The organism is Ramlibacter ginsenosidimutans (assembly GCF_016654015.1).
In the GTDB taxonomy this organism is placed as follows: domain Bacteria; phylum Pseudomonadota; class Gammaproteobacteria; order Burkholderiales; family Burkholderiaceae_C; genus Ramlibacter; species Ramlibacter ginsenosidimutans.
This window is the reverse complement of record NZ_JAEPWM010000016.1, coordinates 36,271-61,595: the sequence shown is the minus strand read 5'-3', so window position 1 is coordinate 61,595 and position 25,325 is coordinate 36,271. Positions and strand designations below refer to the sequence as shown.

At 69.8% G+C, this 25,325-nt stretch carries 22 protein-coding genes; 10 read left to right on the top strand and 12 right to left on the bottom strand.

Annotated elements, in window-relative coordinates; translation table 11 throughout:
- Window positions 1–486: 486 nt before the first annotated feature.
- Window positions 487–1,866, bottom strand: coding sequence for an FAD-binding oxidoreductase (locus JJB11_RS24445; protein WP_201177718.1), 1,380 nt, complete (start codon window positions 1,864–1,866; stop codon window positions 487–489).
- Between the two features lie 195 nt (window positions 1,867–2,061).
- Here JJB11_RS24445 and JJB11_RS24440 point away from each other — a divergent pair, with 195 nt between their 5' ends.
- Both JJB11_RS24440 and JJB11_RS24435 read left to right on the top strand, forming a co-directional pair.
- Entirely contained in the window at window positions 2,062–2,319 is a 258-nt protein-coding gene (locus JJB11_RS24440) for a DUF4242 domain-containing protein (protein WP_201177716.1), read from the top strand.
- 9 nt (window positions 2,320–2,328) lie between these two features.
- On the top strand, window positions 2,329–5,406 hold the full coding sequence (locus JJB11_RS24435) for an AAA family ATPase (protein ID WP_201177714.1): 3,078 nt from the start codon (window positions 2,329–2,331) through the stop codon (window positions 5,404–5,406).
- 3 nt (window positions 5,407–5,409) lie between these two features.
- Here the strand turns inward: JJB11_RS24435 and JJB11_RS24430 are convergent, their stop codons facing one another.
- The 4 genes from JJB11_RS24430 to JJB11_RS24415 all read right to left on the bottom strand — a co-directional run bounded on the left by JJB11_RS24430 (window position 5,410) and on the right by JJB11_RS24415 (window position 9,934).
- Entirely contained in the window at window positions 5,410–5,976 is a 567-nt protein-coding gene (locus JJB11_RS24430; protein WP_201177712.1) for a cysteine hydrolase family protein, read from the bottom strand.
- Between the two features lie 591 nt (window positions 5,977–6,567).
- Window positions 6,568–7,521, bottom strand: a complete 954-nt coding sequence (locus JJB11_RS24425) for a tripartite tricarboxylate transporter substrate binding protein (RefSeq protein ID WP_201177710.1) — start codon at window positions 7,519–7,521, stop codon at window positions 6,568–6,570.
- Window positions 7,522–7,555: 34 nt separating this feature from the next.
- Window positions 7,556–8,626: a tartrate dehydrogenase gene (locus tag JJB11_RS24420; RefSeq protein ID WP_201177708.1), complete on the bottom strand. Its 1,071-nt coding sequence runs from the start codon at window positions 8,624–8,626 to the stop codon at window positions 7,556–7,558.
- 99 nt (window positions 8,627–8,725) lie between these two features.
- Window positions 8,726–9,934, bottom strand: coding sequence for a hypothetical protein (locus JJB11_RS24415; RefSeq protein ID WP_201177706.1), 1,209 nt, complete (start codon window positions 9,932–9,934; stop codon window positions 8,726–8,728).
- 99 nt (window positions 9,935–10,033) lie between these two features.
- Here JJB11_RS24415 and JJB11_RS24410 point away from each other — a divergent pair, with 99 nt between their 5' ends.
- The gene (locus JJB11_RS24410; RefSeq protein ID WP_201177704.1) at window positions 10,034–10,942 is read left to right on the top strand and encodes a LysR family transcriptional regulator; all 909 of its coding nucleotides are present in this window, start codon (window positions 10,034–10,036) and stop codon (window positions 10,940–10,942) included.
- Between the two features lie 22 nt (window positions 10,943–10,964).
- Entirely contained in the window at window positions 10,965–11,543 is a 579-nt protein-coding gene (locus JJB11_RS24405; protein ID WP_201177702.1) for a DUF4337 domain-containing protein, read from the top strand.
- A 6-nt stretch (window positions 11,544–11,549) separates the two neighbouring features.
- Here the strand turns inward: JJB11_RS24405 and JJB11_RS24400 are convergent, their stop codons facing one another.
- The 5 genes from JJB11_RS24400 to xdhC form a co-directional block, all read right to left on the bottom strand.
- Window positions 11,550–12,866 (bottom strand): glycerate kinase type-2 family protein, encoded by a 1,317-nt coding sequence (locus JJB11_RS24400; RefSeq protein ID WP_201177701.1) that lies wholly within the window; start codon window positions 12,864–12,866, stop codon window positions 11,550–11,552.
- 61 nt (window positions 12,867–12,927) lie between these two features.
- Window positions 12,928–13,947 carry a hypothetical protein gene (locus tag JJB11_RS24395; protein ID WP_201177699.1) on the bottom strand — a complete coding sequence of 340 codons (1,020 nt, stop codon included), beginning with the start codon at window positions 13,945–13,947 and terminating at the stop codon, window positions 12,928–12,930.
- A gap of 318 nt (window positions 13,948–14,265) precedes the next feature.
- Window positions 14,266–14,667 (bottom strand): energy transducer TonB, encoded by a 402-nt coding sequence (locus JJB11_RS24390; RefSeq protein ID WP_201177697.1) that lies wholly within the window; start codon window positions 14,665–14,667, stop codon window positions 14,266–14,268.
- A 4-nt stretch (window positions 14,668–14,671) separates the two neighbouring features.
- Window positions 14,672–15,871 carry a urate hydroxylase PuuD gene (locus JJB11_RS24385; protein ID WP_201177694.1) on the bottom strand — a complete coding sequence of 400 codons (1,200 nt, stop codon included), beginning with the start codon at window positions 15,869–15,871 and terminating at the stop codon, window positions 14,672–14,674.
- 111 nt (window positions 15,872–15,982) lie between these two features.
- Window positions 15,983–16,786 carry a xanthine dehydrogenase accessory protein XdhC gene (gene xdhC / locus JJB11_RS24380; protein ID WP_201177692.1) on the bottom strand — a complete coding sequence of 268 codons (804 nt, stop codon included), beginning with the start codon at window positions 16,784–16,786 and terminating at the stop codon, window positions 15,983–15,985.
- A 128-nt stretch (window positions 16,787–16,914) separates the two neighbouring features.
- Between xdhC and JJB11_RS24375 the strand changes: the two genes are divergently transcribed.
- Window positions 16,915–17,436: a hypothetical protein gene (locus JJB11_RS24375; RefSeq protein ID WP_201177690.1), complete on the top strand. Its 522-nt coding sequence runs from the start codon at window positions 16,915–16,917 to the stop codon at window positions 17,434–17,436.
- Between the two features lie 245 nt (window positions 17,437–17,681).
- Here JJB11_RS24375 and uraH read toward each other — a convergent pair whose 3' ends face one another.
- On the bottom strand, window positions 17,682–18,035 hold the full coding sequence (gene uraH, locus JJB11_RS24370) for a hydroxyisourate hydrolase (protein WP_201177688.1): 354 nt from the start codon (window positions 18,033–18,035) through the stop codon (window positions 17,682–17,684).
- Window positions 18,036–18,100: 65 nt separating this feature from the next.
- On the opposite strand from uraH, the gene JJB11_RS24365 reads away from it, so the two are divergent.
- From JJB11_RS24365 to JJB11_RS24345, 5 genes are read left to right on the top strand one after another with little or no spacing between them, the layout of a single operon-like run.
- Complete coding sequence (locus JJB11_RS24365; protein ID WP_201177686.1) at window positions 18,101–18,772, top strand: GntR family transcriptional regulator; 672 nt, start codon at window positions 18,101–18,103, stop codon at window positions 18,770–18,772.
- Window positions 18,769–19,713: an allantoinase PuuE gene (gene puuE, locus JJB11_RS24360; RefSeq protein WP_201177684.1), complete on the top strand. Its 945-nt coding sequence runs from the start codon at window positions 18,769–18,771 to the stop codon at window positions 19,711–19,713. Before JJB11_RS24365 ends, puuE begins: the two co-directional genes overlap by 4 nt.
- Window positions 19,714–21,522, top strand: a complete 1,809-nt coding sequence (uraD, locus tag JJB11_RS24355) for a 2-oxo-4-hydroxy-4-carboxy-5-ureidoimidazoline decarboxylase (protein ID WP_201177682.1) — start codon at window positions 19,714–19,716, stop codon at window positions 21,520–21,522.
- Window positions 21,519–22,742: a M20 family metallopeptidase gene (locus JJB11_RS24350; protein WP_201177680.1), complete on the top strand. Its 1,224-nt coding sequence runs from the start codon at window positions 21,519–21,521 to the stop codon at window positions 22,740–22,742. The genes uraD and JJB11_RS24350 overlap by 4 nt, the downstream gene beginning before the upstream one ends.
- A gap of 40 nt (window positions 22,743–22,782) precedes the next feature.
- Window positions 22,783–24,270 carry a nucleobase:cation symporter-2 family protein gene (locus JJB11_RS24345; protein ID WP_201177678.1) on the top strand — a complete coding sequence of 496 codons (1,488 nt, stop codon included), beginning with the start codon at window positions 22,783–22,785 and terminating at the stop codon, window positions 24,268–24,270.
- A 9-nt stretch (window positions 24,271–24,279) separates the two neighbouring features.
- Here the strand turns inward: JJB11_RS24345 and JJB11_RS24340 are convergent, their stop codons facing one another.
- On the bottom strand, window positions 24,280–25,248 hold the full coding sequence (locus tag JJB11_RS24340; protein WP_201177676.1) for a helix-turn-helix transcriptional regulator: 969 nt from the start codon (window positions 25,246–25,248) through the stop codon (window positions 24,280–24,282).
- Window positions 25,249–25,325 lie beyond the last annotated feature (77 nt).

The following is a 25,325-nucleotide window of genomic DNA, read 5'->3' as shown; positions in this document are numbered from 1 at the left end:
TGCTGTGGCCGACAGGCTCAACACCCGTCCACGCAAGACCCTTGGCTATAGCACCCCGGCCGATACACTAGCCAAGGCACTGTTGCGGTGACCGGTTGAATCCGCCACGCAAAGGTTTCGCAGAGGACGCAAAAGGACATCCATTAAAGGGATTTCTCCTTTTGCGGACCTTGGCTGTTTGCCTTCGCGACCTTTGCGTCCGGGCGTCCGCTCCCGCATTGCGCAATGGAGGCCGGAGAACCGGGTGGTGGAGGCGGGAAGGTCTCGCAGAGAGCGCAAAGCGTGCACACGGCGCATACCGCGCAGTAGGCGCTGAAGGATTTCCAGTGGCGCATATAGACATCCAACAACAGGACGCAGAGGACGCAAAGGTTTCGCGGAGGACGCAAAAGGACTTCCATTTGAGTGTCTTTTCTGCGTCCTTTGGCTGTTCCCTTTTGCGCCCTCTGCGTCCGGTAGTCCGCTCCCGCCTTCGGCAGTCCGCCTTCAGTGCGCCGCCGGCCAGATGTTCTGGTTGACGCGGAACAGGTTGCCGGCGTCGTACTTCCCCTTGATCTGCGCCAGCCGCGCGTAGTGCTCGCGGTACGTGGCGCGCACGCGTTCCTGGCCTTCGTCCATCATGAAGTTGACGTACGCCCCGCCCGCGGAATACGGGTGCAGCGCGTCCCAGTAGTTGCGGCACCAGCTGCTGATCGCCTCGCGGTTCGCCGGGTCCGGGTCCACGCCGACGATCACGCAGGCCCACTTCGAGTTGCGGTACGCGAACGGCGTCTCGTTGCGGCCCACGCGGTGCACGGCGCCGTCGATGGGGTACAGGTGCATGCTCGACTGCCACGTCGGCATGCGTTGCGCGTGCACGATGTGCCGCGCGATCGCCTCGTCGGACAGCTCGTTGACGAAGTCGGCGCGCCAGTACCACTGGTGTCCCGGCGGATAGATCGGGTCGAACGCGCTCTGCAGCGCCGGATACGGCATCGAATGCACGCCGTAGAGCGCCGGCTCCATCGCGCGCACCGGGGCGAGGTCGCGCTCGGCCTGCTCCGCACTGCCGGTGTGGCTCCAGACCACGCCGCACATCTTCTTCAGGTGCAGCGCTTCCGGGAAGGGCGGGCCGGGCGGCACGGTGAGGAAGGCGAAGAAGCCGTTGAGTTCGGTCGGCGCCTGGACTATGAAGTCGCGGTACCACTTCATCACGCGCTCGGCCTGGTCCAGCGGCCACAGCGTCGGTCCCGCATGCACGGTCCCCACTGGGTGCAGCTTGAACTCGAAGGACGTCACCACGCCGAAGTTGCCGCCGCCGCCGCGCACCGCCCAGAACAGGTCCTCGTTCTCGCGCGCGCTGGCACTCACGAAGCGGCCGTCGGCCAGCACCATGTCCACCGACACCAGGTTGTCGATCGTCAGGCCGAAGCGGCGCGAGAGGTGGCCGATGCCGCCGCCCAGCGTGAGGCCGCCCACGCCCGTGCTCGAGATGATCCCGGCCGGCGTCGCCAGCCCGAACGCGTGCGTCGCGTGGTCGACGTCGGCCCAGGTGCAGCCGCCTTCGACCCGCACGGTGTGCGCCTTCGGGTCCACGCGGATGCCGCGCAGTCCGCCCAGGTCGATGACCAGGCCGCCGTCGCAGGTGCCCAGGCCGCCGCCGTTGTGGCCGCCGCCGCGCACCGCGAGCAGCATGCCCTCGTCGCGGGCATGGTTGACGCAGGCGATGACGTCGGCCACGTCCGAGCAGCGCGCGATCAGCGCCGGGCGCTTGTCGATCATCGCGTTGTAGACCTTGCGGGCCTGGTCGTAACCGTCGTCGCCGGGTTGCAGCAGGCTGCCGCGCAGCTGCGCCCGCAGGGATTGCAGGGGATTCGCGTCGCTCATGGAAGCTCCTCGATGGGGTGATGGGGTGCATGCACTCTAGGAAGGGGCTCCACGTTCCACCATCCACAGCTTCGATCAATTTGCAGCGGGCTCCCGGCGCGCCCGAATGGTCAGGTCTGACCAGTTGACCCTGCACCGCGCTTGCTCGCAGAATTTCCCTTCGGAGGGCGCCGCCCCCCGGTCCAAGGAGGCCCCATGCCCCTGTTCCTCGTCGAACGGCAATTCCCCGGCGCGGTCGAGCTCGATGCGCAAGGCGTGGCCGACATCCGGGCGGTCAACGCCGAAGCGGGGGTGGACTGGCTCTACTCCTTCCTCTCCGCCGACCGCCGCAAGACCTACTGCCTCTACGAAGCGCCCAGCGCGGAAGCCATCCGCGAAGCCGCGCGGCGCGCGAAGCTGCCTGCCGACAAGATCATCGAGGTGACGCAGGTGCAGCCCGACCTCGTCGGTTGAGGACGGGCCGTGGCGCCGCCCTGTCCCCGCTGCGGCCGCCTCGCGCGGGACGAGGCGCGCTACTGCGACGCCTGCGGCCTGCCGCTGCCTGCGGCCCTGGAGCTCGCGCTCGCAGCGGGAGCACCCGAGACGGGACGCGAGCGGGAGCTGGCGCTCGTCGAGCAGCGCGTGCTGGCGGCCATCGCGGGCAGCGGCGGCACGGTGGCGCTGTGCGGGGAGCCCGGCATCGGCAAGACGCACACGGCGCAGGAGGTGGCGCGGCGCGCGGCCGCCCGCGGCATGCACGTGTTCTGGGGCCGCTGCAACGAAGAGCCGGGCGCGCCGCCTTACTGGCCGTGGCAACAGCTGCTGCAGGCGTGGATGGCCGGACAGGACGACGCGGCACTGCAGGCGCTGGCGCCAGCAACGGCAACCTCGCTGGCCGACCTGCTGCCCGAACAGGCGCACCGCCTGCCCACGCGCATGGCTGCGGCCGGGAGTGCACTGGATGCCCCGCAGGCGCGCTTCCGCCGCTTCGAGGCGATCGCGAGCGTGTGGAAGCACGCGGCAGCGCAAGCGCCGCTGCTGCTGGTGCTGGACAACCTGCACTGGGCCGACGCGTCCTCGCTGCGGCTGCTCGAGTTCCTCGCGCCGGAGTTGCAACGCCAGCGGCTGCTGCTGCTCATCACCTACCGCGACATGGAACTGTCGCGCCAGCATCCGCTCTCGGGCACCCTGGGCGAACTGGCTTCCGGCCCCGGCTTCGAGCGGCTGCGGCTGCTCGGCGTGGATCGCGCCCACACGGCGCGCATGATGGCGCGCGCGGCGGGCGTGGCCGTGTCCCCGGCGCTGGTGGACGAGGTGCACGGTCGCACCGAAGGCCATCCGCTGTTCGTGGCGGAGATGACGCGGCTGCTGCTGCAGGAAGGCCAGCTCGACACACCGGCGGATGCGCGCGCGCCGCGCCCTCGGCAGCGCATTCCGGAAGGCATCAAGGAGGTGATCGGCCGCCGGCTCAATCGCCTGTCCGAGTCCACCAACCAGGTGCTCACCACGGCGGCGACGCTCGGACGCGACTTCGACAGCGCCCTGCTCGTGCGCGTGCTGGACGCGCAGGACGAGGACGCCTGCCTGCTCGCGCTGGAGGAGGCCTTGCGCGCGCGCGTGCTGGAAACGCTGGACGAGCCGGGCCGCTACCGCTTCGCCCACGCCCTCTTTCGCGACACGTTGTACGAGGAGATCGCCCCGCCGCGCCGCAGCCGGCTGCACCTGCGCATCGCGCAGGCGCTGGAGGCGCTGGACGACGCGAGCCCGCGCGTGCTGTCGGCCCTGGCCTGGCACCACGGTGCGGCGCTGCCCGGCGGCGACGCGGCGCGGGCGGTGGACTTCGCGCTGCGCGCTGCCGAACAGGCGAGCAGGCTGTTCGCCCACGAGGAAGCCGCGCGCTACTACCGGCTCGCCTTGCAGGGCATGGAAGCTGCCGGTGGATGGGCGCCCGGGCTGCGCTGCCGGCTGCTCAACGGACTCGGCGAAGCGCACACGCGCGCCGGCGACTACCTGCTGGCGCAGCAGGCCTTCGAGCAGGCAGCGCGCCTCGCACAGCAGGAGGAACGCTCCGGAGAACTCGCGCGCGCCGCGCTCGGCTTCGAGATGGCGACCTGGTGTCCCGGCATGCCGGGCGTGGCAGCGGCACGCTGGTTGCGCGAGGCGCTGGCCGTGACCTCGTCCGACGACCTCGCCACCGTGACCCGGCTGCTGAGCGCGCTGGCCCGAGCGCTGATCTACAGCGGCGAGGAAGCGCAGGCGCTGCAGGTGTACGGGCAGGCGCTGGCGAGCGCGCGCCGCTGCGGCGACCCGGGCATCCTGGCGCGCACGCTGGTCGCGATGCTGCCGGCGCGCTGGCAGCACGACCGCCGGTCCGAGCGCATGGCCGCCGCGCAGGAGGCGCGCCGCCTCGCGGCGCAGGCAGGCGATCACGCCGCCGAGGTCGATGCCTCGGCCTGGACGCTGTTCGACCATTTCGAGATGGGCGACATGGCGGCGTGGCACTCCGGCATGGCTGACTACGAAAAGGCGGCGGAAGCCTTGCGCGAACCCTTCCCCTTGTACGTCGGCTCGTGCATGCGCACCATGCACGCGCTGCTGGAGGGCCGGTTCGCGGAGGTCGAGCCCCTGGCCCGGCGTACCTTCGACATCGGGGCGCGCATGCCGGGCCTGGATGCGAAGGGCGTGCACGGCGTGCAGATGTTCACGCTGCGCCGTGAACAGGGACGCCTCGCGGAACTCGGGCCGGTGGTGCGGCAGATCGTGCAGGGCAGCGGGGACGCCAAGCTGTGGCGGCCGGGCCTGGCCCTGGTGTACGTGGAGCTCGGGCAACTGGACGACGCGCGACGGGAATTCGAACTGCTGGCCCGCGAGGACTTCGCCGCCGTCGCACGTGACGGCGTGTGGATGGCCAGCACGGCCTACCTCGCGGAGGTCTGCTGCGCCGTCGGCGACGCCGCACGCGCGGCTCCCTTGTACGAACGACTGCGGCCGCACGCCGGGCGCAACCTGCTGGCCGGCACCTCGATCGCGTGCGTCGGCGCGGCCGACATGCTGCTGGGCATGCTGGCGGCGACGCAGCGGCGCTGGGAAGCGGCCGAACAGCATTTCGCCGCGGCGCTCGCCTTCAACGCGCAGCAGGGCGCACGCCCCGCCCTCGCCCACACGCGCCGGCACTACGCGGCGATGCTGCTCGCGCGCAATCGCGGCGGCGACCGCAGCGAGGCCGCGACGCTCCTCGCCACCGCGGCGGAGGAAGCGGCCGCGCTCGGCATGCGCGCGCTCCAGGCCCAGGTAGCGGCCTTGCACCAGCAGGCCGGTCCTGCACCGCAGCGGCACTCGTATCCAGCGGGCCTGAGCGAGCGCGAGGCGCAGGTGCTTCGCCTGGTGGCCGAGGGCAAGAGCAACCGCCAGATCGCCGATACGCTCTTCGTCAGCCCCAACACCGTGGCGAACCACGTGCGCAGCATTCTCGGCAAGACGGAGTCCAGCAACCGGACGGAAGCGGCGGCCTTCGCGGTGCGCAATGCGCTGGCCCGGCCCACGGCAGGCGACCGCCCGTGAGGCCTACTTCGCGGCGGTGCGCGACGAGCGCACGTCGCACTTCAGCACGTCGCGCATGTACTCGATGCTGGTGTTCTTCGCCTTGGTCGTCTCCGCCGCCGTGCAATCCGGCGGCACCCACACCTGCTCGTAGCCGCGCAGGAAGGCATCGGCGGCCGTCATCTGCACGCAGATGTCCGTCGCCAGCCCGGTGAGGATCAGCTCGCGCGCGCCCATCTCCTTCAGCAGCAGTTCCAGCGCCGAGCAGAAGAAGGCCGAGTGCCGCGGCTTGAGCAGCGTGATGTCGGTGGGGCGCGGCGCCAGCATGCGCGCGATCTCGCCGCTGATGTCGTCGCGCTCGGAGCATTGCGCCACCAGCGCCTGGAAGTCGGAGGTCCAGGCGCCGTAGTTGTCGTTGGCGTAGACCACCGCCACCTTGCGCGCGTCGAGCCGCTCGCGCAGCCGCACCGTGGCCCGGGCGGCGGCGAGCGCGGACGGCGCCAGCTTCTCCGCGCCGGGGAAGTTCAGCGGGTTGATGTAATCGATGAGGATCAGGACGCGCGGGCTGCGAGGGACCTTGGCCGGTTTCATGGGCTGCAATGCGAACGGCGCCCCATGCTAGGGCGCCGTCGCGCTGTGCAATGTAGGAAAGCGGCTTGGGTTGGGCTCTCCGGAGGGGGCACAGTGTTGCGGCGGTTGAAGCGCAAACCGTAGGCTGGTGGTGAGCCGCAGGCGAACCCCAGCTCGCTGCGCTACGCTGGATCGCTGGGGTTCGCGTTGCTCACCGCCAGCCTACGAGCGCAACGGCCCGTGAGTCTTCCCCGCAGGGGCCACACTGTCCATCGTCGCGGCAGGCGGCGTGCGGTGCAGGCCCGCATGAAGGGCATCGCCTGGAAGCCGGTCCGGGCGGCGGAGCGCGGTTACGAGAGCGTAGCGTATCGAACCGCGCGTACGTTTCATGCTACCGCGGCACTTGTCCGAGCAGAGAGTTTGACCGCGACCAGCGGGCAAACTCTCTGCGAGTTGTGCCGCGCGACGCCGCCCGGACCGGCTTCCAGGGGAGTCGGCGCGCGCAGCCGCCGACCGATGCCCAGCGGGCCTGCACCGCACGCCGCCTGCCGCGACGCCCCCGCACCCCGAAGAGGCGACGGATTCGTGCCTCCGGCGATCGGCGGAAGACCCCTACTTCTTCCCCAACCCCATGCGCGCCGCGCCTTCCGTGTACAGCTTCGTCTTGGTCGCCATGAAGCCGTCCATTTCCTCGACACCGACATTGATCAGCTCGAAGCCGCTCTTCGCCGCCAGCTCCTTCATCTCCGGATCGGTGTTCAGCGCGCGCCACAGGTCCGACAGGCGCTTGCGCGCCTCCGGCGGCGTGGACTTGGGCACGCCGATGCCGCGGTAGGCACCGTCGACCCAGTCGACGCCTAGCTCCTTGAACGTCGGCACGTCGGGCATCAACGGATGACGATGATCCATCGCCACCGCGATCGGCCGCACCCTGTCCTTGTTGGCGATCGCGAACGGCGTGTACGTCATCGCGCCGTCGACCTGGCCGCCCATGACGGACGCCGCGAGATCTCCCGTGCCCTTGAACGGGACGTACAGCGTCTTGATGTTGAAGGCGGCGTCCAGGCGCTCGTGCGCCGCATGGTTGGCCGAGTACTGGCCCGAGCCCGCGAGGCTCAGCTTGCCCGGGTTCGCCTTGGCCGCGGCGAGGAACTCCTGGAAGTTGTGGATGTTGGTCTTGTTGCTCACCACCAGGATGTCGGGCGTGAAGTGGAACCAGAACACCGGCGTCACGTCGGCGGTCTTGTACTGCACGTCGCCCTGGATCGGCTGGAACACGATGTGCGGCAGGTTCACGCCCACGACGTTGAGGCCGTCGCCGGGCAGCCGGTTCATCTCGGTCCACATCAACGCACCGCCGGCGCCGGCCTTGTACTGCACGACCGTCTCGATGCCCGGGCACTTCTTGTGCATCAGCAGCTGCTGGTGGCGCGCGGACACGTCCGATTCGCCTCCGGGCGGGAAGGCCTGCCAGTACTGGATGTTCTTGTCCGGGCAACTCACGGACTGCGCCAGCGCGAGCGGCGCCGCAAGTGCGCAGGCAAGCAGGGACAGGATGCGTTTCATGCGATGTCTCCTTTGTTGTGGACGGCGGAAGGGATCAACGATTCTTCAGGCGCTGGCAGACGGCGGCAGTGACGTCGGCGGTCTTCGCCTTGCCACCGAGGTCACCGGTGTGCAGCCTGGTGTCGGCCGTGACCTCCTCGATGGCCTTCATCAGCCGGGCGGCCGTCTCCCGCTCGCCCAGGTGCTCCAGCAGCATCACGCAGCTCCAGAAGGTGCCGACCGGATTGGCAAGGCCCTTGCCCATGATGTCGAAGGCGGAGCCGTGGATCGGCTCGAACATGCTGGGGTAGCGGCGCTCGGGGTCGATGTTGCCGGTGGGCGCGATGCCCAGGCTGCCGGCCAGTGCGGCCGCCAGGTCGCTGAGCACGTCGGCATGCAGGTTGGTCGCCACCAGGGTGTCGAGCGAGGCGGGACGATTCACCATGCGCGCCGTGCAGGCGTCGACGAGTTCCTTGTCCCACTTCACGTCGGGGAACTCCTTGCTGATCTGCAGCGCGATCTCGTCCCACATCACCATGCCGTGGCGTTGCGCGTTCGACTTGGTGACGACGGTGAGCTGCTTGCGCGGGCGCGACTGCGCCAGCTTGAACGCGAAGCGCATGATGCGCTCGACGCCGGCGCGCGTGAGGATGCTCACGTCGGTCGCCACTTCGATCGGGTGGCCCTGGTGCACGCGGCCGCCGACACCGGCGTATTCGCCCTCGGAGTTCTCGCGCACGATGACCCAGTCCAAATCGCGCGGCGTGCAGCGCTTCAGCGGCGCGTCGATGCCGGGCAGGATGCGCGTGGGCCGCACGTTGGCGTACTGGTCGAAGCCCTGGCAGATCTTCAGCCGCAGGCCCCACAGCGTGACGTGGTCCGGGATCTGCGGGTCGCCGGCGGAGCCGAACAGGATGGCGTCGACGTCGCGGATCTGGGCCAGGCCATCGTCGGGCATCATCCGGCCGTGCGCGCGGTACCAGTCGCCGCCCCAGCCGAAGCTGCTGAACTCGAAGCGGAAGTCCGGGCCCGCCGCAGCGAGGGCCTGCAGCACCTCCTGCCCCGCGGGAATCACTTCCTTGCCGATGCCGTCACCCGGGATGCAGGCGATCTTGTAGGTCTTCATGGGATGTCCTTTCGCGAGCCACTTTAGGACGGCGGCGCAGGAAAGGACATCCGGGAATTCATCCCATTGTGAACCGGCAAGGAAAGAATGCGGCCTGGCTCACAAGGCCAGGTTCAGGTCGACCGGCAGGCCCGCCTGCCTGAGCTCGCGCGCGAGCAGGAGTTTCCACACGCCGCTCCCGTCGAAGTTGATGCGCGTGAGCGCCTCGAGCTCCGGCGTAGCGGATGGGCCGGCGAGCAGCAGGCACACCCGGGACGCTCCGAGCGCGCCGAGCAGGAACCCGGCTTCCAGCGGCCGGTCCGGGTGCGCGAGCACGGCGAAGTCCACGGACCGCAAGGGCTCCAGCGCTGCGGCCGAGGTCGCCCCGCCGGCCCCGATGCTGACCACGGACATCCCCAGGCGCTTGAGGAAGGCGGTGATGGCCAGGGCGCCGTCGCCCGCGCCGCAGACGAGCGCCACGCGCGGGGTGGACGAGGATGGCGAGACGGCAGGCGCAGCGACCGGGACGGAGGCGGCGGCGGCGGGTGCACGCGTTGGTGCCGACGATGGCGCCGGCGTTGGTGCCGGCGTTGGTGCCGGCGTTGGCGCCGGCGTTGGCGCGGGTTTCGGCGCAGGCGTTGGTGCAGGTGTCGGCCCCGGCGTTGGTGCCGGCGTCGGCGCGGGTTTCGGTGCGGGTTTCGGCGCAGGCGTCGGCGCAGGCGTCGGTGCGGGCGTCGGTGCGGGCGTCGGTGCGGGCGTCGGTGCAGGCGTCGGTGCAGGCGTCGGTGCAGGCGTCGGTGCAGGCGTCGGCGCAGGCGTCGGCGCAGGCGTCGGTGCGGGCGTCGGTGCAGGCGTCGGCGCACGCGTCGGGGCAGGCGTCGGCGCGGGCGTCGGTGCGGGCGTCGGTGCGGGCGCCGGCGCCGGCGCGGGCTCGGCCGCCTCGGCCGCTGGCACGGCCTGCGGCTCGTCACGCCACTCTGTCAGGATCTGCGCCACCGCCTGCAGCCGGGCGGCGGCGGCCGCGGCGGCCTTGCGGATCTCGGCGTGGAATTCCTCCGTCGTGTAGCGGTCGCCCAGGTTGTCGTCCAGGCCCGCGTCCAGCGGCCCGATCGCGTGCTGCCGGTACGACTCGCTGCCGCGGCCGAAGGCCTCCGCCACGAGCTTGTTGACGTTCTTCTGCACGACCTCCAGCCGCGAGTCCCAGCGGTCCTGGATGCCCGCGGCGTCGAAGGTCTTGAGTTCCTTCACCCGTTTGGCGATGCGATCGAGCAAGGCCTCGATCTCCGCACGGTCCCGGGCTGCGCCCGGTTCCGGGCTGGCGTTCGACATGCCGATGTCCTCCTCAGCGGTTTCACTGTACCAGCGGGGCTGCACCGGGTCCCCGGACCAAGGGATGCAGAATGCGCCGGTTTCCCCTCTCCGCAACACATGGCCACTTCAGCCGCCTCGCAGGAAATGCAGTTCTTCAGCGTCGTCATGCGCTGCGGCAGCCTGTCGGCGGCCGCGCGCGAGCTGCAGGTCAGTCCGCCGGCAGTCAGCAAGCGGCTCGCGGCGCTGGAGGCCCGCCTCGGGGTGACGCTGCTGAACCGCACGACCCGCCGCCTCGCGCTGACGCCCGAAGGGGAGACCTACCTGGAGACCGCGCGCCGCATCCTCGGCGAGATCGAGTCGCTGGAGCGCGAGTTGCAGGGCGCGCGCTCCGAGCCGAGCGGGCTGCTGCGCGTCAACGCGACCCTGGGCTTCGGGCGCATGCACGTCGCGCCGGCGATCGCCTCGTTCGCACGAGCGCATCCCAAGATCGAGGTGCAGCTGCAGCTGTCCGTCAATCCGCCTGCGCTCACCGAGGACGCGTTCGATGTCTGCGTCCGCTTCGGCGAGCCGCCGGATGCGCGGGTGATCGCCCGCATGCTCGCGCCCAACCGGCGGCTGCTGTGCGCCTCGCCCGCTTACCTGCAGCGCCGCGGCCTTCCCCGCACCCCGCATGACCTCGCGTCGCATGACGTGATCGCCATCCGCCAGGGCAACGAGGCCTACGGGCTGTGGCGCCTGCGCTCGGGCCGGCGCGTGGAGACGGTGCGCGTGCGCGGCGCCCTGAGCACCAACGACGGCGAGATCGCGGTGAACTGGGCGCTCGCCGGCCACGGCATCGTGCTGCGGGCGGAATGGGACGTAGCGCGCTACCTGCGCAGCGGCCGTCTGCGGCAGGTGCTGGAGGCGTGGCAGCCTCCGCCGGCCGACATCTACGCGGTGTACCCGGCACGGCACCAGGCGACGATGCGCGTGCGCGCCTTCGTCGACCACCTGGCCGACACCTTCGCGCGGCGTTCCGCCGAGTGATCGGCGCGGCACAATCGCGGCCATGGAAGCGAACCCGCTGGAACTCGTGGAGGCGCGCTCGTCGCGCCTCAATGCCACCGTCGCCGTGACGGTGGCCCTCCTCAGCACCGTGATGGGCGTGTGCAAGGTGAAGGACGACAACATCGTGCAGGCCATGCAGCAGGCGCAGTCGGACAAGGTGGACCACTGGTCCTTCTACCAGGCGCGCAACCTGCGCGAGGAGCTGGCGCGCGCGACCATCGCGCAGTTGCGCGTGCAGGCTGCCGGCCGCGCGCCGGCGGAGCGCGCCGATGCCGATGCGGCGATCGCGCAATACCAGGCGCTCGCCACCGAGCAGGCGCAGAAGAAGGCGGAGCTGCTCCTGCAGGCCCAGCAGGACCAGAAGAACTACGACGCGCTGAACTTCCGCGACGACCAGTTCGACCTGGCCGACGCCGCCATCTCCATTGCCATCGCGGCGCTGGCGGTCGCATCCCTGACGCAGGCCTGGTGGCTGTACGCCCTGGCGCTGGTGCCCGGCGTGTTCGGCACGGTCATGGGCATGGCCGGCCTCGCGGGCTGGTCCCTGCACCCGCAGTGGCTGGCCGGGCTGTTGTCCTGAGCGCGTTCAGAGCACCAGCAGCGCCCGGAAGTCGTTGACGTTGGTGTGCGTGGGCCCCGTGATCACCAGGTCGCCCAGGGCGCTGAAGTAGCCGTAGGCGTCGTTGCGCGCGAGGAAGGCGTCGATCTTCATCCCTTGCGCCAGCGCGCGCTGCAGCGTGTCGGGCGCGACGAAAGCGCCGGCGTTGTCCTCCACGCCGTCGATGCCGTCGGTGTCCGCGGCCAGCGCCCAGACGCCCGGCTGGCCTTGCAGCGCTTGCGCGAGCCCCATGCAGAACTCGCCGGCGCGGCCGCCGCGCCCGCGTGGCGCGCCCTCGGGCAACTTGCGCACGGTGACCGTGGTCTCGCCGCCGGAGAGGATGACGCAGGGACGGCGGAACGGTTCGCCGCGCCGCGCCACGGCGCGTGCCAGTGCCGCATGCACCTTGCCGACTTCGCGCGACTCGCCTTCCATCTCGTCGCTGAGGATGTGCGTGTCCAGCCCCGCCGCCCGCGCCGCTTCGGCGGCCGCTTCCAGCGACTGCTGCGGCGTCGCGATGAGGTGCACCTGCTGGCCGTCGAACACCGCATCGGTGGGCTTGGGCGTCTCCAGCGCACCCTGCTCCAGCAGGCTCATGATCGCGCCCGGAACCGCGATGCCATGGCGCTGCAGGATGGCCACGGCCTCGGCGCAGGTGCTGGTGTCGGGGACCGTCGGGCCGCTCGCGATCACGGACGGATCGTCGCCGGGCACGTCGCTGATCGTGAGCGTCACCACCCGCGCCGGCGCACAGGCGGCGGCCAGCCGGCCGCCCTTGATGCGCGAGAGGTGCTTGCGCACGCAGTTCATCTCGGCGATGTTCGCGCCCGACTCCAGCAACTCGCGGTTGATGCGCTGCTTCTCCTGCAGCGTGAGTCCCTCGGCGGGCAGCGTGAGCAGCGCCGAGCCGCCACCGGAGATCAGGCACAGGACGAGGTCGTCGGGCGTGAGGCCGTGCGCCAGCGCGAGGATGCGCTCGGCCGCGCGCAGGCCCGCTTCGTCCGGCACCGGGTGCGCCGCCTCGACGACCTCGATGCGCTCTGGCAGCCCCTGCGGACGCGGCGGGATGTGGTGGTACCGCGTGACGACCAGGCCGGAGAGCGGCGCCTCGGCCGGCCACCAGGCCTCGACGGCCTGCGCCATGGCCCCGGCCGCCTTGCCGGCGCCGAGCACCAGCGTGCGTCCGCGCGGCGGCGGCGGCAGGAAGGCCGCCGTGTTGTGCAGCGGCAGCGCGCGGTGCACCGCGACGCGATAGAGATGCTCGAGGAAGGCGCGCGGCTGCGTGCGGGGGTCGGGGGCGGTCATCACGGTCTCCTGCCGCGATTGTGACGCCCCCGGCGCGCCCGCACTCCGCGCGCTGCAGTACTTACTGTTTCCTGCCGATCGCCATGAATCCCGGCACGACGGCGTTGCCGCGCGCGGCCACCACGACGCCCAGTTCGCTGCCATTGACCGCGAAGAAGCTGCCGGAGGAAGCCGTGCTGATGCCGAGGATGCCGGGGACGTTCCCGATGGCGGAGCCGGTGCCCGACCTCGTCGTGGTCGTCCCGGCGGGCGAGGTGCCCGTGCTGCTGAAGCTGGTGGCGGCCAGCGTCACGGTGCCCCAGGCCGGCTCGGTCGTGGCGCCGGCAAAGCCGCCGCCCGTGAAGCTTGCCGCCGCGGGCAGGCCCACGATGTAGCGCCGTTGCGTTCCTATGGATCCGCTCGCGCGCAGGAACACCTTGTCGTTGCCCACCAGGGCGACGTGGAAGGGGATCTTGCCGTTCGCGGTTTGCGCCGTGAACAGGTTGCCGGACACGGTGATGGTGCCGGTCGTCACGGAGGTCGCCGGGCAGTTCGGCATGTCGTAGATGACGTTGTCCTCGCACTCGTTGAAGTGCGCATCGGCCGTGATCTGTGCCTGCTGGATGGTGGTGTTCGGCGCCGCGCCCGAGGTGTCGACGACGCGGCCCAGGAAGTTGTACACGCCGACCGCATCGGCGAGCGTCGTGGCGAACTTGCGCGGCGCGACGAAGGGCAAGGCCCCGCTGGGCAGCGGATATTCGCCGACGATGGTGTCCGTCGCGACCTGGAAGCGCGTGGTGCTGGCGCCGGTCGCGCCGGTGGCATTCCCAGGCGAGAAGAAGAAGGTGCCGGACTGCTCGCTGATGTTGCCGCTCTGGTCGACGCTGTTGCCGGTCACGTGGTACGTCTTCGCGTCGAAATCCAGCGCCAGCTGGTACTCCTGCGCGTCGGCGGCAACCATCGTGTACGTGCCGTTGCGCGCGTCGGGTGGCGGTGCCGGCGCCGGCGTGCTGCTGCCGCCTCCGCCTCCGCAAGCCGCGACGGCGGCACTCAGGGCCAGGACGCCCGACCAGCGGGCGACTCGATTGTTCGTCTTCTGCATGACTACGTCTCCTCCACGTCCAAATCGACGCGGGGCGGATTCTAGGGACGAGTCCCTGCGAGTACGAGGCGAAATCTGCGGCTGTCGCGCGGCGTGGACAGCGACTGCTTCTCTTGCGCAGCGCGCATGCACGGCGAGCTCCGAGGAGCGGATCGTGAAGAAGAAGCCGGCGGGATTGCTCGGGCCGACGGTGCGAATGCCCTCGATGGCGGGGGACACCCGAACGGCGGATTGACTGGAGTGGGTCGGCACTCCCCTGGGCGCAGTGACCGTGCTGCTGAATGCGTCGGGCTGGATGTTCATCGTTCCCGGGGTGCGCTATTTCCCCGGCAGCGGCGCGTAATCGACGGTGACCACGCCGATCGGCAGATATTCCTGCCGCCCCCAGAACTGGTACGTGAAGAGCAGCGGGACCTGCGCGCCGGCTGGAAACGCCACGAGGCGGCAGTGCCGCGCGCCCTCCACTGCCGCAGCGTCGAGGTAAGGATGGCCGGCGGTGCGCACGACCTGCGCGTCCTCGATGCCGCCGTCCGCGCCGACGCGCGCGACCACGATCACCTGTCCCTGCACGAAGTCCTGCAAAGCCTGGAACGGATACTGCTGCGGCCCGCAAGGTGGGGTGCCGGGTGCGTCGGCGCGGGGCAGCGGTGCGCGCGGCAGCGGCGTGGCGCAGCCTCCGAGCAGGAGCACGGCGAGTGCGGCAGCGCGCGCACGGGCCATGCGCTCAGTTCACCTTCGCGCCGGCTTCGAACCACTGGCCGATCAGCGCGCGTTCGCCGTCGGTGATCTGCGTCGCGTTGTTGAAGGGCATCGTCCTGGCGACCACCGCCTGCTGGTAGATCGCCTGCGCGTTCTGCTTCACGCCCTCGGGCGTGTCCAGGTGCACGTTCTTCATCGCCTGCGCGCCGCTGTGGCACGCATAGCAGCGCTGCGCCAGTACCTTCTGCACGGCGGGGTAGTCGGCCTGCGCGATCGGCGTCTTCGCGGCTTCGCTCGCCTGCGGGGTGAGCCACACGATGGTCGCGGCGATCACCGCCACGCCCACCAGCGCGTAGCCCGCGGGATGCCGGTTGCGCCCCAGTTTGTAGCCGTGGCGCATGACGAAAAACTGCCGGATCGCTGCGCCCGCGAACATCATCAGCACCAGCACGAGCCAGTGGTGCGCGTGCGTGTAGAGGAAGCTGTAGTGGTTGGACAGCATCGCGAACAGCACGGGCAGCGTGAAGTAGGTGTTGTGCACGCTGCGCTGCTTGCCGCGCCAGCCGTGGATCGGGTCCGGCGCCTCGCCGCGCTCGATGGACTTCACCACCTTGCGCTGGCCCGGGATGATCCAGAAGAACACGTTGGCGCTCATGGTCGTGGCGATCATCGCGCCCACGAGCAGGAAGGCCGCGCGGCCCGCGAACCAGTGGCAGGCGAGCCAGGCCGCCGCGACGACCAGCACGGCCACCAGCGCGCCGACGATCGCATCGCCGTTCTTGCGCCGCCCGAAGGCCTGGCAGATCGCGTCGTAGAGGATCCAGAACACGACGAGGAACGACAAGGCCACCGCGACGGCCGCGCCCGGCGCCCAGTCCATCAGGTTGCGATCGACCAGGTAGGTGCCTGCGTTCCAGATGTACGAGACCGTGAACAGCGCGAAGCCGGACATCCAGGTCGAATAGGCTTCCCAGAAGAACCAGTGCAGGTGCGGCGGCAGCTGCGGCGGCGCCACCGCGTACTTCACCGGGTGGTAGAAGCCGCCCCCGTGCACCGCCCACAGTTCGCCGGTGACGCCTTCGGCGCGCAGCTTCTCGTCGGCCGCGGGCACGAGGCTGCTATCGAGGAAGACGAAGTAGAACGACGAGCCGATCCAGGCGATGGCCGTGATGACATGCAGCCAGCGCAGCAGGAGGTTGGCCCAGTCGAGAAGATAGCTTTCCATGCTTCTTGCCGATAAGACCTGCTCACCACCGCGGGCGCTCTGAGCAGAATGGGTCGCGCACTTTCCAGCGCCGCTGCGACTGCGGACCGAAGTGTATACACGTCGGGTCGTTCAAGGAAGGCCTTCCAGCAGGAGCTGCGCCGCCACGGCGACCGCGATCACCTCGGGCTGCTTGCCGGTGATGCCCGGGATGCCGATCGGGCAGGTGATGCGCGCGAGTTCGGCGGCGCCGAAGCCGCGGTCTTCGAGCCGGTGCCGGAAGGTGGCCCACTTGGTCTCGCTGCCGATCAGGCCGATGTAGGGAAGGTCGTCGCGTTCGCGCAGCCGCTTGAGGCAGGCGGCGACGATGTCCAGGTCCTCGGCATGGCTGAAGCTCATGACCAGAACGCGCGAGCCCGGTGCGAGATCCGCGACGGCGGCCTGGACCGGATCGGAATGCTCGCACCGCACGTTGTCCGGCACGGCGGCGGGGAAGATCTCGTCGCGGCTGTCGATCCAGGTGATGGCGAAGGGCAAGGTGCCCAGCACCTGGATCAAGGCCTTGCCCACGTGGCCGCCGCCGAACAGCGCCAGCGGCGCGAAGCGCGCGTGTAGCCGCTGCTCGACCCGCGGCGCGTCTGCCGCCCCGACGCGCTCGAAAGCGAGATGCACGACGCCGCCGCAACACTGGCCGAGCGCGGGACCGAGCGCGAAGCGCAGCACCGCCTGTCCTTGTGCGCCCGCCAGTCGTCGGCGCGCCTCTTCGATCGCCTGCAGTTCGAGGTGGCCGCCGCCGATCGTGCCCACGACGGTGTCGCGAAAAACCGCCATCCAGGCACCGGCTTCGCGCGGCACGGAACCGGCCGTTTCGTGGACGCGAACCAACACGGCGTCCTCGTTCGCCAGCCTTGCCGTGAAATCTTCGAGGAGCTGCATTCTCTTTACAGCCCGGCGGCGCGCGCGGGGCAGACTTGTTTCGTAACCAGGGTCATCATGGAGGCTAGCGCGGCCGTTGTAGATTTTCCCAGGCACATCAACAGCGTCTCACTTCGCCAGGACCCACGATGAAGTATCCCACCCTGCGTTCCTTCACCCCCGCGCTGCTCGGCGCGACCGCCCTGCTCGCTTCCTGCTCCGGTGTGAACTCGGTGCCGCCGGAGGCGCCGCACGCGGTCGCCCCCGCGCAGGTGGCCATCGCTCCGTCCGTGCAACACGCGCAACCCACGCCGGCGACGATGATCAAGACATCCATGGCGACCAGCCCGCGCGCCTACCGTGTCGACGCGGCCCAGCACATCTACGCGTTGAACGCCAACCGCATCTGGAAAGGCAGGATGCCGCCGCTGCTGTACGCCATCGGCGTGCTGCAGGTCGAAGTCGATGGCCGGGGCAACGTGCACAACATGCACTGGATGCGCGCGCCCCACCAGGCGCCCGAAGTCATCGCCGAGATCGAGCGCACCGTGCGCGCGGCGGCGCCCTTCCCGGTGCCCGCCAGGATGGGCCACGTGACCTACACCGACACCTGGCTGTGGCACAAGAGCGGCCGCTTCCAGCTCGACACGCTCACCGAAGGGCAGGACTGAGCCTCGCGCGTTAGAAGAGGGAGCGGGAGCGGACAGCCGGACGCAGAGGACGCAAAGGATCCGCAGAGGACGCAAAAGAAACCTGGAAAGGATTGTTTTGCGTCCTTTCCCTTTTTGTGGGCCTGGCTTTCGGCAGGGGGCATCAAGGTCAGCCAAGGACGCAGAAGATTTCCTGAAGGATTCTTTTGCGTCCTTTGTCATTTCTGCGGCCTCTGCATCCGGCAGTCCGGCTTCCGGCTTGCGCCTCACGAACCCCGGTACGTCGAATAGCTCCACGGGCTCACCAGCAGGGGCACGTGGTAGTGCTGGTCGACGTGCGCGATGCCGAAGTCCAGGCTGACGCGGTCGAGGAAGGGCGGGTCGGGGAGCTCCACGCCGCGGGCGCGAAAGTAGCCCGCCACGTCGAACACCAGGCGGAAGGTACCCACGCGCAGGCTCGCGTTGTCGAACAGCGGGCCATCCGGGTTGCGGCCGTCCGCGTTCAGCACGAAACGTTTCACCAGGGCCGGCGCGCCCGAGCCCGTGGTGTAGAGCTCCACGGCCATGCCGGCCGCCGGCGTGCCGTGCATCGTGTCCAGGACGTGGGTGCTCAGGCCCATGGCGATCTCCAGAATTGTGGACGGCAGTGTATACACTTTTTCGCGCCGCGGCTATGATGCGCGCCATGGCGCCGCCGTCCCCCACCCGCACCATCGTCGATGCGCTGACGCGCGCCATCGTGGAGCACCGCCTGCAGCCCGGCACCAAGCTGGCGGAACAGAAGCTCGCCGACCACTTCGGGGTCTCGCGCACGCTGGTGCGCCAGGCGCTGTTTCAGCTGGTGCAGAAGCACCTCGTCCGCATGGAGCCGGCCCGCGGCGCCTTCGTGGCGGCCCCCACCGTGGAAGAAGCGCGCCAGGTGTTCCAGGTGCGCCGGCTGCTGGAGGCGGAGATGGTGCGCGAGTTCCTGCGCAACAGCACGCCTGCGCGGCTCAAGGCCTTGCGCGAGCACATCGCGCAGGAGAAAGCGGCCCTGTCCGGCAACGGCGACGCCACCGAGCAGCAGCAGCTCCTGGGCGACTTCCACGTGCGGATGGCCGAACTCGCCGGCAACGCCGTGCTGGCGCAGATCCTGCGGGACCTGGTCTCGCGCAGCTCGCTGATCACGCTCATGTACCAGCGCGACAGCTTCACGGCCCACTCGCAGGAGGAGCACGCCGAGCTGCTCAAGGCGCTGGCCGCGAAGGACGAGAAACGCGCGGTCAAGCTGATGGATGAACACCTGCGGCACGTCGAGGCCAGCCTGGCCTTCGATCGCACCGTCCCCACCCACGACATCGCACTGGCACTGGCATGAGCACGATCTACGACACGACGAACTCCTATCCGCGCGACCTGGCCGGCTACGGCCGCAACCCGCCGCACGCGCGCTGGCCCGACCAGGCCCGCATCGCGGTGCAGTTCGTCCTCAACTTCGAGGAAGGCGGCGAGAACTGCGTGCTGCACGGCGACCCCGCGTCCGAGCAATTCCTCTCCGAGATGTTCAACCCGGCGGCCTTCCCCGAGCGCCACCTGAGCATGGAGGGCATCTACGAATACGGCTCGCGCGCCGGCGTGTGGCGCATCCTGCGCGAGTTCGACCGCAGGAAGCTGCCGCTCACGATCTTCGGCATCGGCTCGGCCCTGCAGCGCTGTCCGGACGTCACGCAGGCTTTCGTCGAGCGCGGCGACGAGATCGCCTGCCATGGCTGGAAGTGGATCCACTACCAGAACGTGCCGGAGGAAGTCGAGCGCGAGCACATGCGCCTGGGCATGGAAGCCATCGTGAAGCTCACGGGCGAGCGGCCCCTGGGCTGGTACACGGGCCGCGACAGCCCGAACACGCGGCGCCTCGTCGCCGATTACGGCGGCTTCGACTACGACAGCGACTACTACGGCGACGACCTGCCCTTCTGGATGAAGGTGAGGAAGACCGACGGCAGCGTGGTGCCGCACCTGGTGGTGCCCTACACCCTGGACTGCAACGACATGCGCTTCGCCCTGCCCCAGGGCTATTCGCACGCCGACCCGTTCTTCCAGTACCTGAAGGACAGCTTCGACGCGCTGTACGCGGAAGGCGACGAGGCGCCGAAGATGATGAGCATCGGCATGCACTGCCGGCTGCTCGGGCGGCCGGGCCGCATCACCGCGCTGCAGCGTTTCCTGGACCACATCGCAACGCACGATCGCGTGTGGGTCTGCCGCCGCATCGACATCGCACGGCACTGGAAGGCCGTGCACCCTTTCCAGGAGGCCTGAATGGCACTCACGATAGCCCAACTCAATGCCGCCGATGGCGGCGAAGCCGCGCGCCTGCTGGACGGCCTCTACGAACACTCGCCCTGGATCGCGCAGGCGGCGCTCGCGCACCGGCCCTTCCGCTCGCTCGGGCACTTGAAGCAGGTCATGGCCGACATCGTGCGCGAGTCCGCCGAAGACCAGCAGCTGTCCTTGATCCGCGCCCACCCCGAGCTCGCCGGCAAGGCGATGGTGGCCAAGGCGCTCACCAGCGAGTCCACCAGCGAGCAGAGCCGGGCGGGCCTCACCAACTGCACGCCCGAGGAGTTCGCGCGCCTGCAGCAGCTCAATGCCGACTACAACGCGAAGTTCGGCTTTCCCTTCATCCTGGCCGTGCGCGGGCCGCGCGGCACGGGCCTCTCGCGCCAGCAGATCATCGACACCTTCGCGCGGCGGCTGGAGAACCATCCGGACTTCGAACGCGCCGAGGCGCTGCGCAACATCCACCGCATCGTGGAGCTGCGGCTGAACGACAAGTTCGGCGTGGAGCCCACGCTGGGGAACCTGGTGTGGGACTGGCAGGAGCAGCTCGCGCAGCACAGCGACCCCGGATTCAAGGAGAAGGGGCAGCTGACGGTCACGTATCTCACGGATGCGCATCGGGCCGCGGCGAAGCAGATTGTGGACACGATGCGGGAGGCGGGGTTCGATGAGGTGGAGGTCGATGCGGTGGGCAACGTCGTGGGACGCTATGCGCCGGAGCGCCCCCACCCCAGCCCTCCCCCAAAGCGGGAGGGAGAGAAATACCTGCTGACCGGGTCGCATTACGACACGGTGCGCAACGGCGGCAAGTACGACGGGCGCCTGGGCATCTTCACGCCGATGGCGTGCGTGCGCGAGCTGGCGCGGGTGAAGCGGCGGCTGCCCTTCGGGATCGAGGTCGTCGCCTTTTCCGAAGAGGAAGGCCAGCGCTACAAGGCGACCTTCCTCGGCTCGGGTGCGCTCACGGGGCACTTCGACGCGAAATGGCTGGACCAGAAGGACGCCGACGGCGTCACCATGCGCGACGCCATGCGCAACGCCGGGTTGCCCGCGACCGTGGAAGCGATTGCGAAGCTGCAGCGCGACCCGAAGAACTATCTCGGTTTCGTGGAGGTCCACATCGAGCAGGGCCCTGTCCTCAACGAGCTGGACCTGCCGCTGGGCATCGTCACCTCCATCAATGGCGGCGTGCGCTTCCAGTGCGAGGTGACGGGCATGGCCAGCCACGCGGGCACCACGCCGATGGACCGGCGGCGCGATGCCGCCGTGGCCGTCGCGGAGCTGGCGCTTTACGTGGAAGAACGCGCGCGCCGCGACGGCGACTCGGTCGGCACCATCGGCATGCTGCAGGTCCCCAACGGCTCGATCAACGTGATCCCCGGCCGCTGCCTGTTCTCGCTGGACCTGCGCGCGCCCACCGATCCGCAGCGCGATGCGCTCGTGACCGACGTGCTGGCCAGGCTGAAGGAGATCTGCGGCCGCCGAGGCCTGCACTACACCGTCGAGGAAACCATGCGCGCCGCCGCGGCGCCGAGCGCGCCCGCCTGGCAGCAGCGCTGGGAGGCCGCCGTGCAGTCCCTGGGCCTGCCGCTGTACCGCATGCCCAGCGGCGCCGGCCACGACGCCATGAAGCTGCACGAGATCATGCCGCAGGCCATGCTGTTCGTGCGCGGCCAGAACGCCGGCATCAGCCACAACCCCCTCGAATCCACCACGAGCGACGACATCGAACTGGGCGTGCGCGCCTTCCAGCAGCTGCTGGAGGGGCTTGCCAAGGAAATCCAATGAACGACTACCAGAAACTCGACGCCTGGATCGACGCGCACTTCGACGAGGAAGTGCGCTTCCTGCAGGAACTCGTGCGCGTGCCCACCGACACGCCGCCTGGCAACAACGCGCCGCACGCCGAGCGCACGGCCGAATTGCTGAACGCGTTCGGCTTCGAGGCGGAGAAGCATCGCGTGCCCGAGGCCGACGTGCGCGCCGCCGGCCTGCAATCGATCACCAACCTGATCGTGCGCCGCAAGTACGGACCCGGCCGCACCGTGGCTTTGAATGCCCACGGCGACGTCGTTCCGCCCGGCGAAGGCTGGACGCACGATCCGTACGGCGGCGAGATCGTGGACGGCAAGATCTACGGACGCGCGACGGCGGTGAGCAAGGGCGACTTCGCGAGCTTCACCTTCGCCGTACGGGCGCTGGAGTCGCTGCAGGCGAAACTCAATGGCAGCGTGGAACTGCACTTCACCTACGACGAGGAATGGGGCGGAGAGCTCGGGCCAGGCTGGCTGCTGAAGAAGGGCCTCACCAAGCCGGACCTCATGATCGCCGCCGGCTTCAGCTACGAGGTGGTCACCGCGCACAACGGCTGCCTGCAGATGGAAGTCACCGTGCACGGCAAGATGGCGCACGCCGCCATTCCCGACACGGGCGTCGACGCGCTGCAGGGCGCGGTGCAGATCCTCAACGCGCTCTATGCGCAGAACACGCTGTACCAGCAGGTGAGCTCGCAGGTCACCGGCATCAAGCATCCTTACCTGAACGTCGGCCTGATCGAGGGCGGCACCAACACCAACGTCGTGCCGGGCAAGGTGGTGTTCAAGCTCGATCGCCGGATGATTCCCGAGGAGAACCCGCAGCAGGTCGAGGCGAACATCCGCCAGGTGATCGCCGATGCCGCCGCGCGCTGCCCCGGCATCACGGTCGACATCCGGCGGATGCTGCTCGCCAATGCGCTCAAGCCGCTGCCGGGCAACAAGCCCCTGGTGGAAGCGATCCAGAAGCACGGCAAGGACGTGTTCGGCCAGGACATTCCCGCGATGGGCACGCCGCTCTACACGGACGTGCGGCTCTATGGCGAAGCGGGCGTGCCCGGCGTGATCTACGGCTCGGGCCCGCGCACCGTGCTGGAGTCGCACGCGAAACGCGCCGACGAGCGCCTGGACCTCGAAGACCTGCGGCGTGCCACCAAGGTGGTGGCGCGCACGCTGCGCGACCTGCTCGCCTGAGAAGCAGGCGCGAGCCCACCACCCCCGAAGGAGACAAGCCATGGATACGACCACGCACCCCGTGGATGAAAGACTGCCCGCCGGCCAGCTCGCGGCGCTGGGCGTGCAGCACGTTCTCGTGATGTACGCCGGCGCCGTCGCCGTGCCGCTGATCATCGGCCGCGCGCTCAAGCTGGCGCCGGAACAGGTGGCGATGCTGATCTCGGCCGACCTGTTCTGCTGCGGCCTCGTCACGCTGATCCAGTCGCTCGGACTGACACAGTGGTTCGGCATCCGCCTGCCGGTCATGATGGGCGTGACCTTCGCCGCGGTCGCGCCCATGGTGTCCATGGCCAACGCCACGCCCGGCGTGGAGGGCGCGCGGCTGATCTTCGGCGCCATCATCGGCGCGGGCGTGATCTCCATGCTGATCGCCCCAGCGGTGAGCCGGCTGTTGCGCTTCTTCCCGCCCGTGGTGACCGGCACCATCATCGCGGTGATCGGCATCAGCCTGATGCGCATCGGCATCAACTGGATCTTCGGCAATCCCTTCGGCCCCACCGCGCCCAGCGTCGTGAGTCCCGAGCACGCGCAGTGGCTCGCGCAGGCGACCGCTGCCGCCGGTGCGCCGGGCTCCGCGCTGCCCGCCGCGCCCAAGGGGCTCGCTCTCCTGCCCAGCGTGCCCAACCCCAAGTATGCGGACCTGCATGGCGTCGCCATCGCCGGCCTCGTGCTGCTGACGATCCTGCTGGTCGCGAAGTTCGCGCGCGGCTTCGTCGCGAACATCTCGGTGCTGATCGGCATCGTGGTCGGCGGCGTGGTCGCCGCCGCGTTCGGGCTCATGACCTTCGACAAGGTCGCGAAAGCCGCGTGGGTGGACGTCGTGCTGCCCTTCCAGTTCGGCATCCCCACCTTCGACCCGATGCTGATCCTCACCATGACGGTCGTGATGATCGTGGTGATGATCGAGTCCACCGGCATGTTCCTCGCGCTGGGCGAGATGACCGGGCGCACGGTGGACCAGCCCGCGCTGGCGCGCGGCCTGCGCACCGACGGCCTGGGCACCTTGCTGGGCGGCATCTTCAACACCTTCCCCTACACCAGCTTCTCGCAGAACGTGGGCCTGGTGGCGGTGACGGGCGTGCGCAGCCGCTTCGTGTGCGCGGCGGGCGGCCTGGTGCTGCTGGTACTGGGCCTGCTGCCGAAGATGGCGGCCCTGGTGGAGTCGCTGCCAACGGTGGTGCTCGGCGGCGCGGGACTGGTGATGTTCGGCATGGTGGCAGCCACCGGCATCCGCATCCTCGCGGGCGTGGACTTCAAGGGCAACCGCCACAACGCGCTGATCGTGGCGATCGCCATCGGGATCGGCATGATTCCGCTGATCGCGCCGCAGTTCAAGCAATGGATGCCTGGCGCCATCCATCCGCTGATCGAGTCGGGCATCCTGCTGTCGTCCGTCACCGCCGTCCTGCTGAACCTGTTCTTCAACGGGGCGCGCGAAGACAAGGCGGCCGTGGTGCTCGCCGCCCGGCAGGCCGAAGCGCACTGAAGTCGCGCGTCAGCGCACGTCGCCGTACATGCTCGCGGCCGTGCGCACGCGCTCGCGGAGCGCCGCGCGCAGCTCGCGCGGCGCGCGCACTTCCACCTCGGGACACAGGCGCAGCAGCTGGCCCGCTGCATGCGGCACGGATTCGATCGGGATGCGCAGTTCGACCCGCTTGCCCTCCGCCGGGGCCTCCACTCCCGCGACTGCGCGCGCCAGCGCCGCATTGATGCGGCGCAGCTCCGTGAGGCCGCGCGCCGTCGCCGCCACGCGCGCTTCGCCGGTGAACAGCTCCACCTCGAAGCGGCGCACCGACTCGCGCCAGTAGGCGGCCAGGTCGAAGTTGCGCGGCCGCTGCACCGACGCCTCCAGCAGCACCGCATCGAGCACGCTGGCCACGCGCCAGGTGCGGACCTTGCCCTCCCGCGCCGCCGCGAAGTACCAGGTGCCTGCTTTCATGACGAGACCCAGCGGGTGCACCGTGCGCCGCGCGGTGCCTTGCCAGCTCTCGTAGCCCATCGCCAGCTGCCGCTCCTCCCAGACGGCCTGCGCGACCAGCGCCAGCCACGGCACGGGCTCCGCCTCGCGATACCAGTCCACCGGGTCCAGGTGCAGCCGTGAACGGATGTGCCGCGCGCTGCCGCGCCACGCTGCCGGCAAGGCCGCCAGCAGCTTGCGCTCCGCGCTGGCCACGTCTCCGCCCAATCCCAGCTCGGATGCCGGACCCGTGAGGCCGGCAAGGAAGACGGCCTGCGCCTCGCGCGGCGTGAAGCCTGTGAGCGTGGTCTTCCAGCCGGGAAGCAGCTGGAAGCCGCCGGCGCGGCCACGCTCGGCGTACACCGGCACGCCGGCGGCACTCAGTTGGTCGATGTCCCGGTGCAGCGTGCGCACCGAGACCTCCAGCGCCCGCGCGAGCGCCGATGCACTCATGCGGCCGTGGGTCTCCAGCAGCATCTGGATCGACAGGAGCCGGCTCGCGCGCATGGCGGGCAGTGTAGGCGCAATACATGCCATGCCTTGTCATGGTTGGCGCCGCACACTGGCGCCCCATCACAGGAGTC

Excerpts from the sequence above, each read along its gene's own strand:
- JJB11_RS24365 (WP_201177686.1), top strand. The coding sequence starts at position 18,101 with ATGGCGCCGCCGTCCCCCACCCGCACCATCGTCGATGCGCTGACGCGC.
- JJB11_RS24430 (WP_201177712.1), bottom strand. The coding sequence starts at position 5,976 with ATGAAACCGGCCAAGGTCCCTCGCAGCCCGCGCGTCCTGATCCTCATC.
- JJB11_RS24400 (WP_201177701.1), bottom strand. The coding sequence starts at position 12,866 with ATGACCGCCCCCGACCCCCGCACGCAGCCGCGCGCCTTCCTCGAGCAT.
- JJB11_RS24420 (WP_201177708.1), bottom strand. The coding sequence starts at position 8,626 with ATGAAGACCTACAAGATCGCCTGCATCCCGGGTGACGGCATCGGCAAG.
- uraD (WP_201177682.1), top strand. The coding sequence starts at position 19,714 with ATGGCACTCACGATAGCCCAACTCAATGCCGCCGATGGCGGCGAAGCC.
- JJB11_RS24390 (WP_201177697.1), bottom strand. The coding sequence starts at position 14,667 with ATGGCCCGTGCGCGCGCTGCCGCACTCGCCGTGCTCCTGCTCGGAGGC.
- JJB11_RS24345 (WP_201177678.1), top strand. The coding sequence starts at position 22,783 with ATGGATACGACCACGCACCCCGTGGATGAAAGACTGCCCGCCGGCCAG.
- JJB11_RS24340 (WP_201177676.1), bottom strand. The coding sequence starts at position 25,248 with ATGCGCGCGAGCCGGCTCCTGTCGATCCAGATGCTGCTGGAGACCCAC.
- JJB11_RS24350 (WP_201177680.1), top strand. The coding sequence starts at position 21,519 with ATGAACGACTACCAGAAACTCGACGCCTGGATCGACGCGCACTTCGAC.
- JJB11_RS24395 (WP_201177699.1), bottom strand. The coding sequence starts at position 13,947 with ATGCAGAAGACGAACAATCGAGTCGCCCGCTGGTCGGGCGTCCTGGCC.
- JJB11_RS24410 (WP_201177704.1), top strand. The coding sequence starts at position 10,034 with ATGGCCACTTCAGCCGCCTCGCAGGAAATGCAGTTCTTCAGCGTCGTC.
- puuE (WP_201177684.1), top strand. The coding sequence starts at position 18,769 with ATGAGCACGATCTACGACACGACGAACTCCTATCCGCGCGACCTGGCC.
- JJB11_RS24375 (WP_201177690.1), top strand. The coding sequence starts at position 16,915 with ATGAAGTATCCCACCCTGCGTTCCTTCACCCCCGCGCTGCTCGGCGCG.
- JJB11_RS24440 (WP_201177716.1), top strand. The coding sequence starts at position 2,062 with ATGCCCCTGTTCCTCGTCGAACGGCAATTCCCCGGCGCGGTCGAGCTC.
- uraH (WP_201177688.1), bottom strand. The coding sequence starts at position 18,035 with ATGGGCCTGAGCACCCACGTCCTGGACACGATGCACGGCACGCCGGCG.
- JJB11_RS24425 (WP_201177710.1), bottom strand. The coding sequence starts at position 7,521 with ATGAAACGCATCCTGTCCCTGCTTGCCTGCGCACTTGCGGCGCCGCTC.
- JJB11_RS24415 (WP_201177706.1), bottom strand. The coding sequence starts at position 9,934 with ATGTCGAACGCCAGCCCGGAACCGGGCGCAGCCCGGGACCGTGCGGAG.
- JJB11_RS24445 (WP_201177718.1), bottom strand. The coding sequence starts at position 1,866 with ATGAGCGACGCGAATCCCCTGCAATCCCTGCGGGCGCAGCTGCGCGGC.
- xdhC (WP_201177692.1), bottom strand. The coding sequence starts at position 16,786 with ATGCAGCTCCTCGAAGATTTCACGGCAAGGCTGGCGAACGAGGACGCC.
- JJB11_RS24385 (WP_201177694.1), bottom strand. The coding sequence starts at position 15,871 with ATGGAAAGCTATCTTCTCGACTGGGCCAACCTCCTGCTGCGCTGGCTG.
- JJB11_RS24405 (WP_201177702.1), top strand. The coding sequence starts at position 10,965 with ATGGAAGCGAACCCGCTGGAACTCGTGGAGGCGCGCTCGTCGCGCCTC.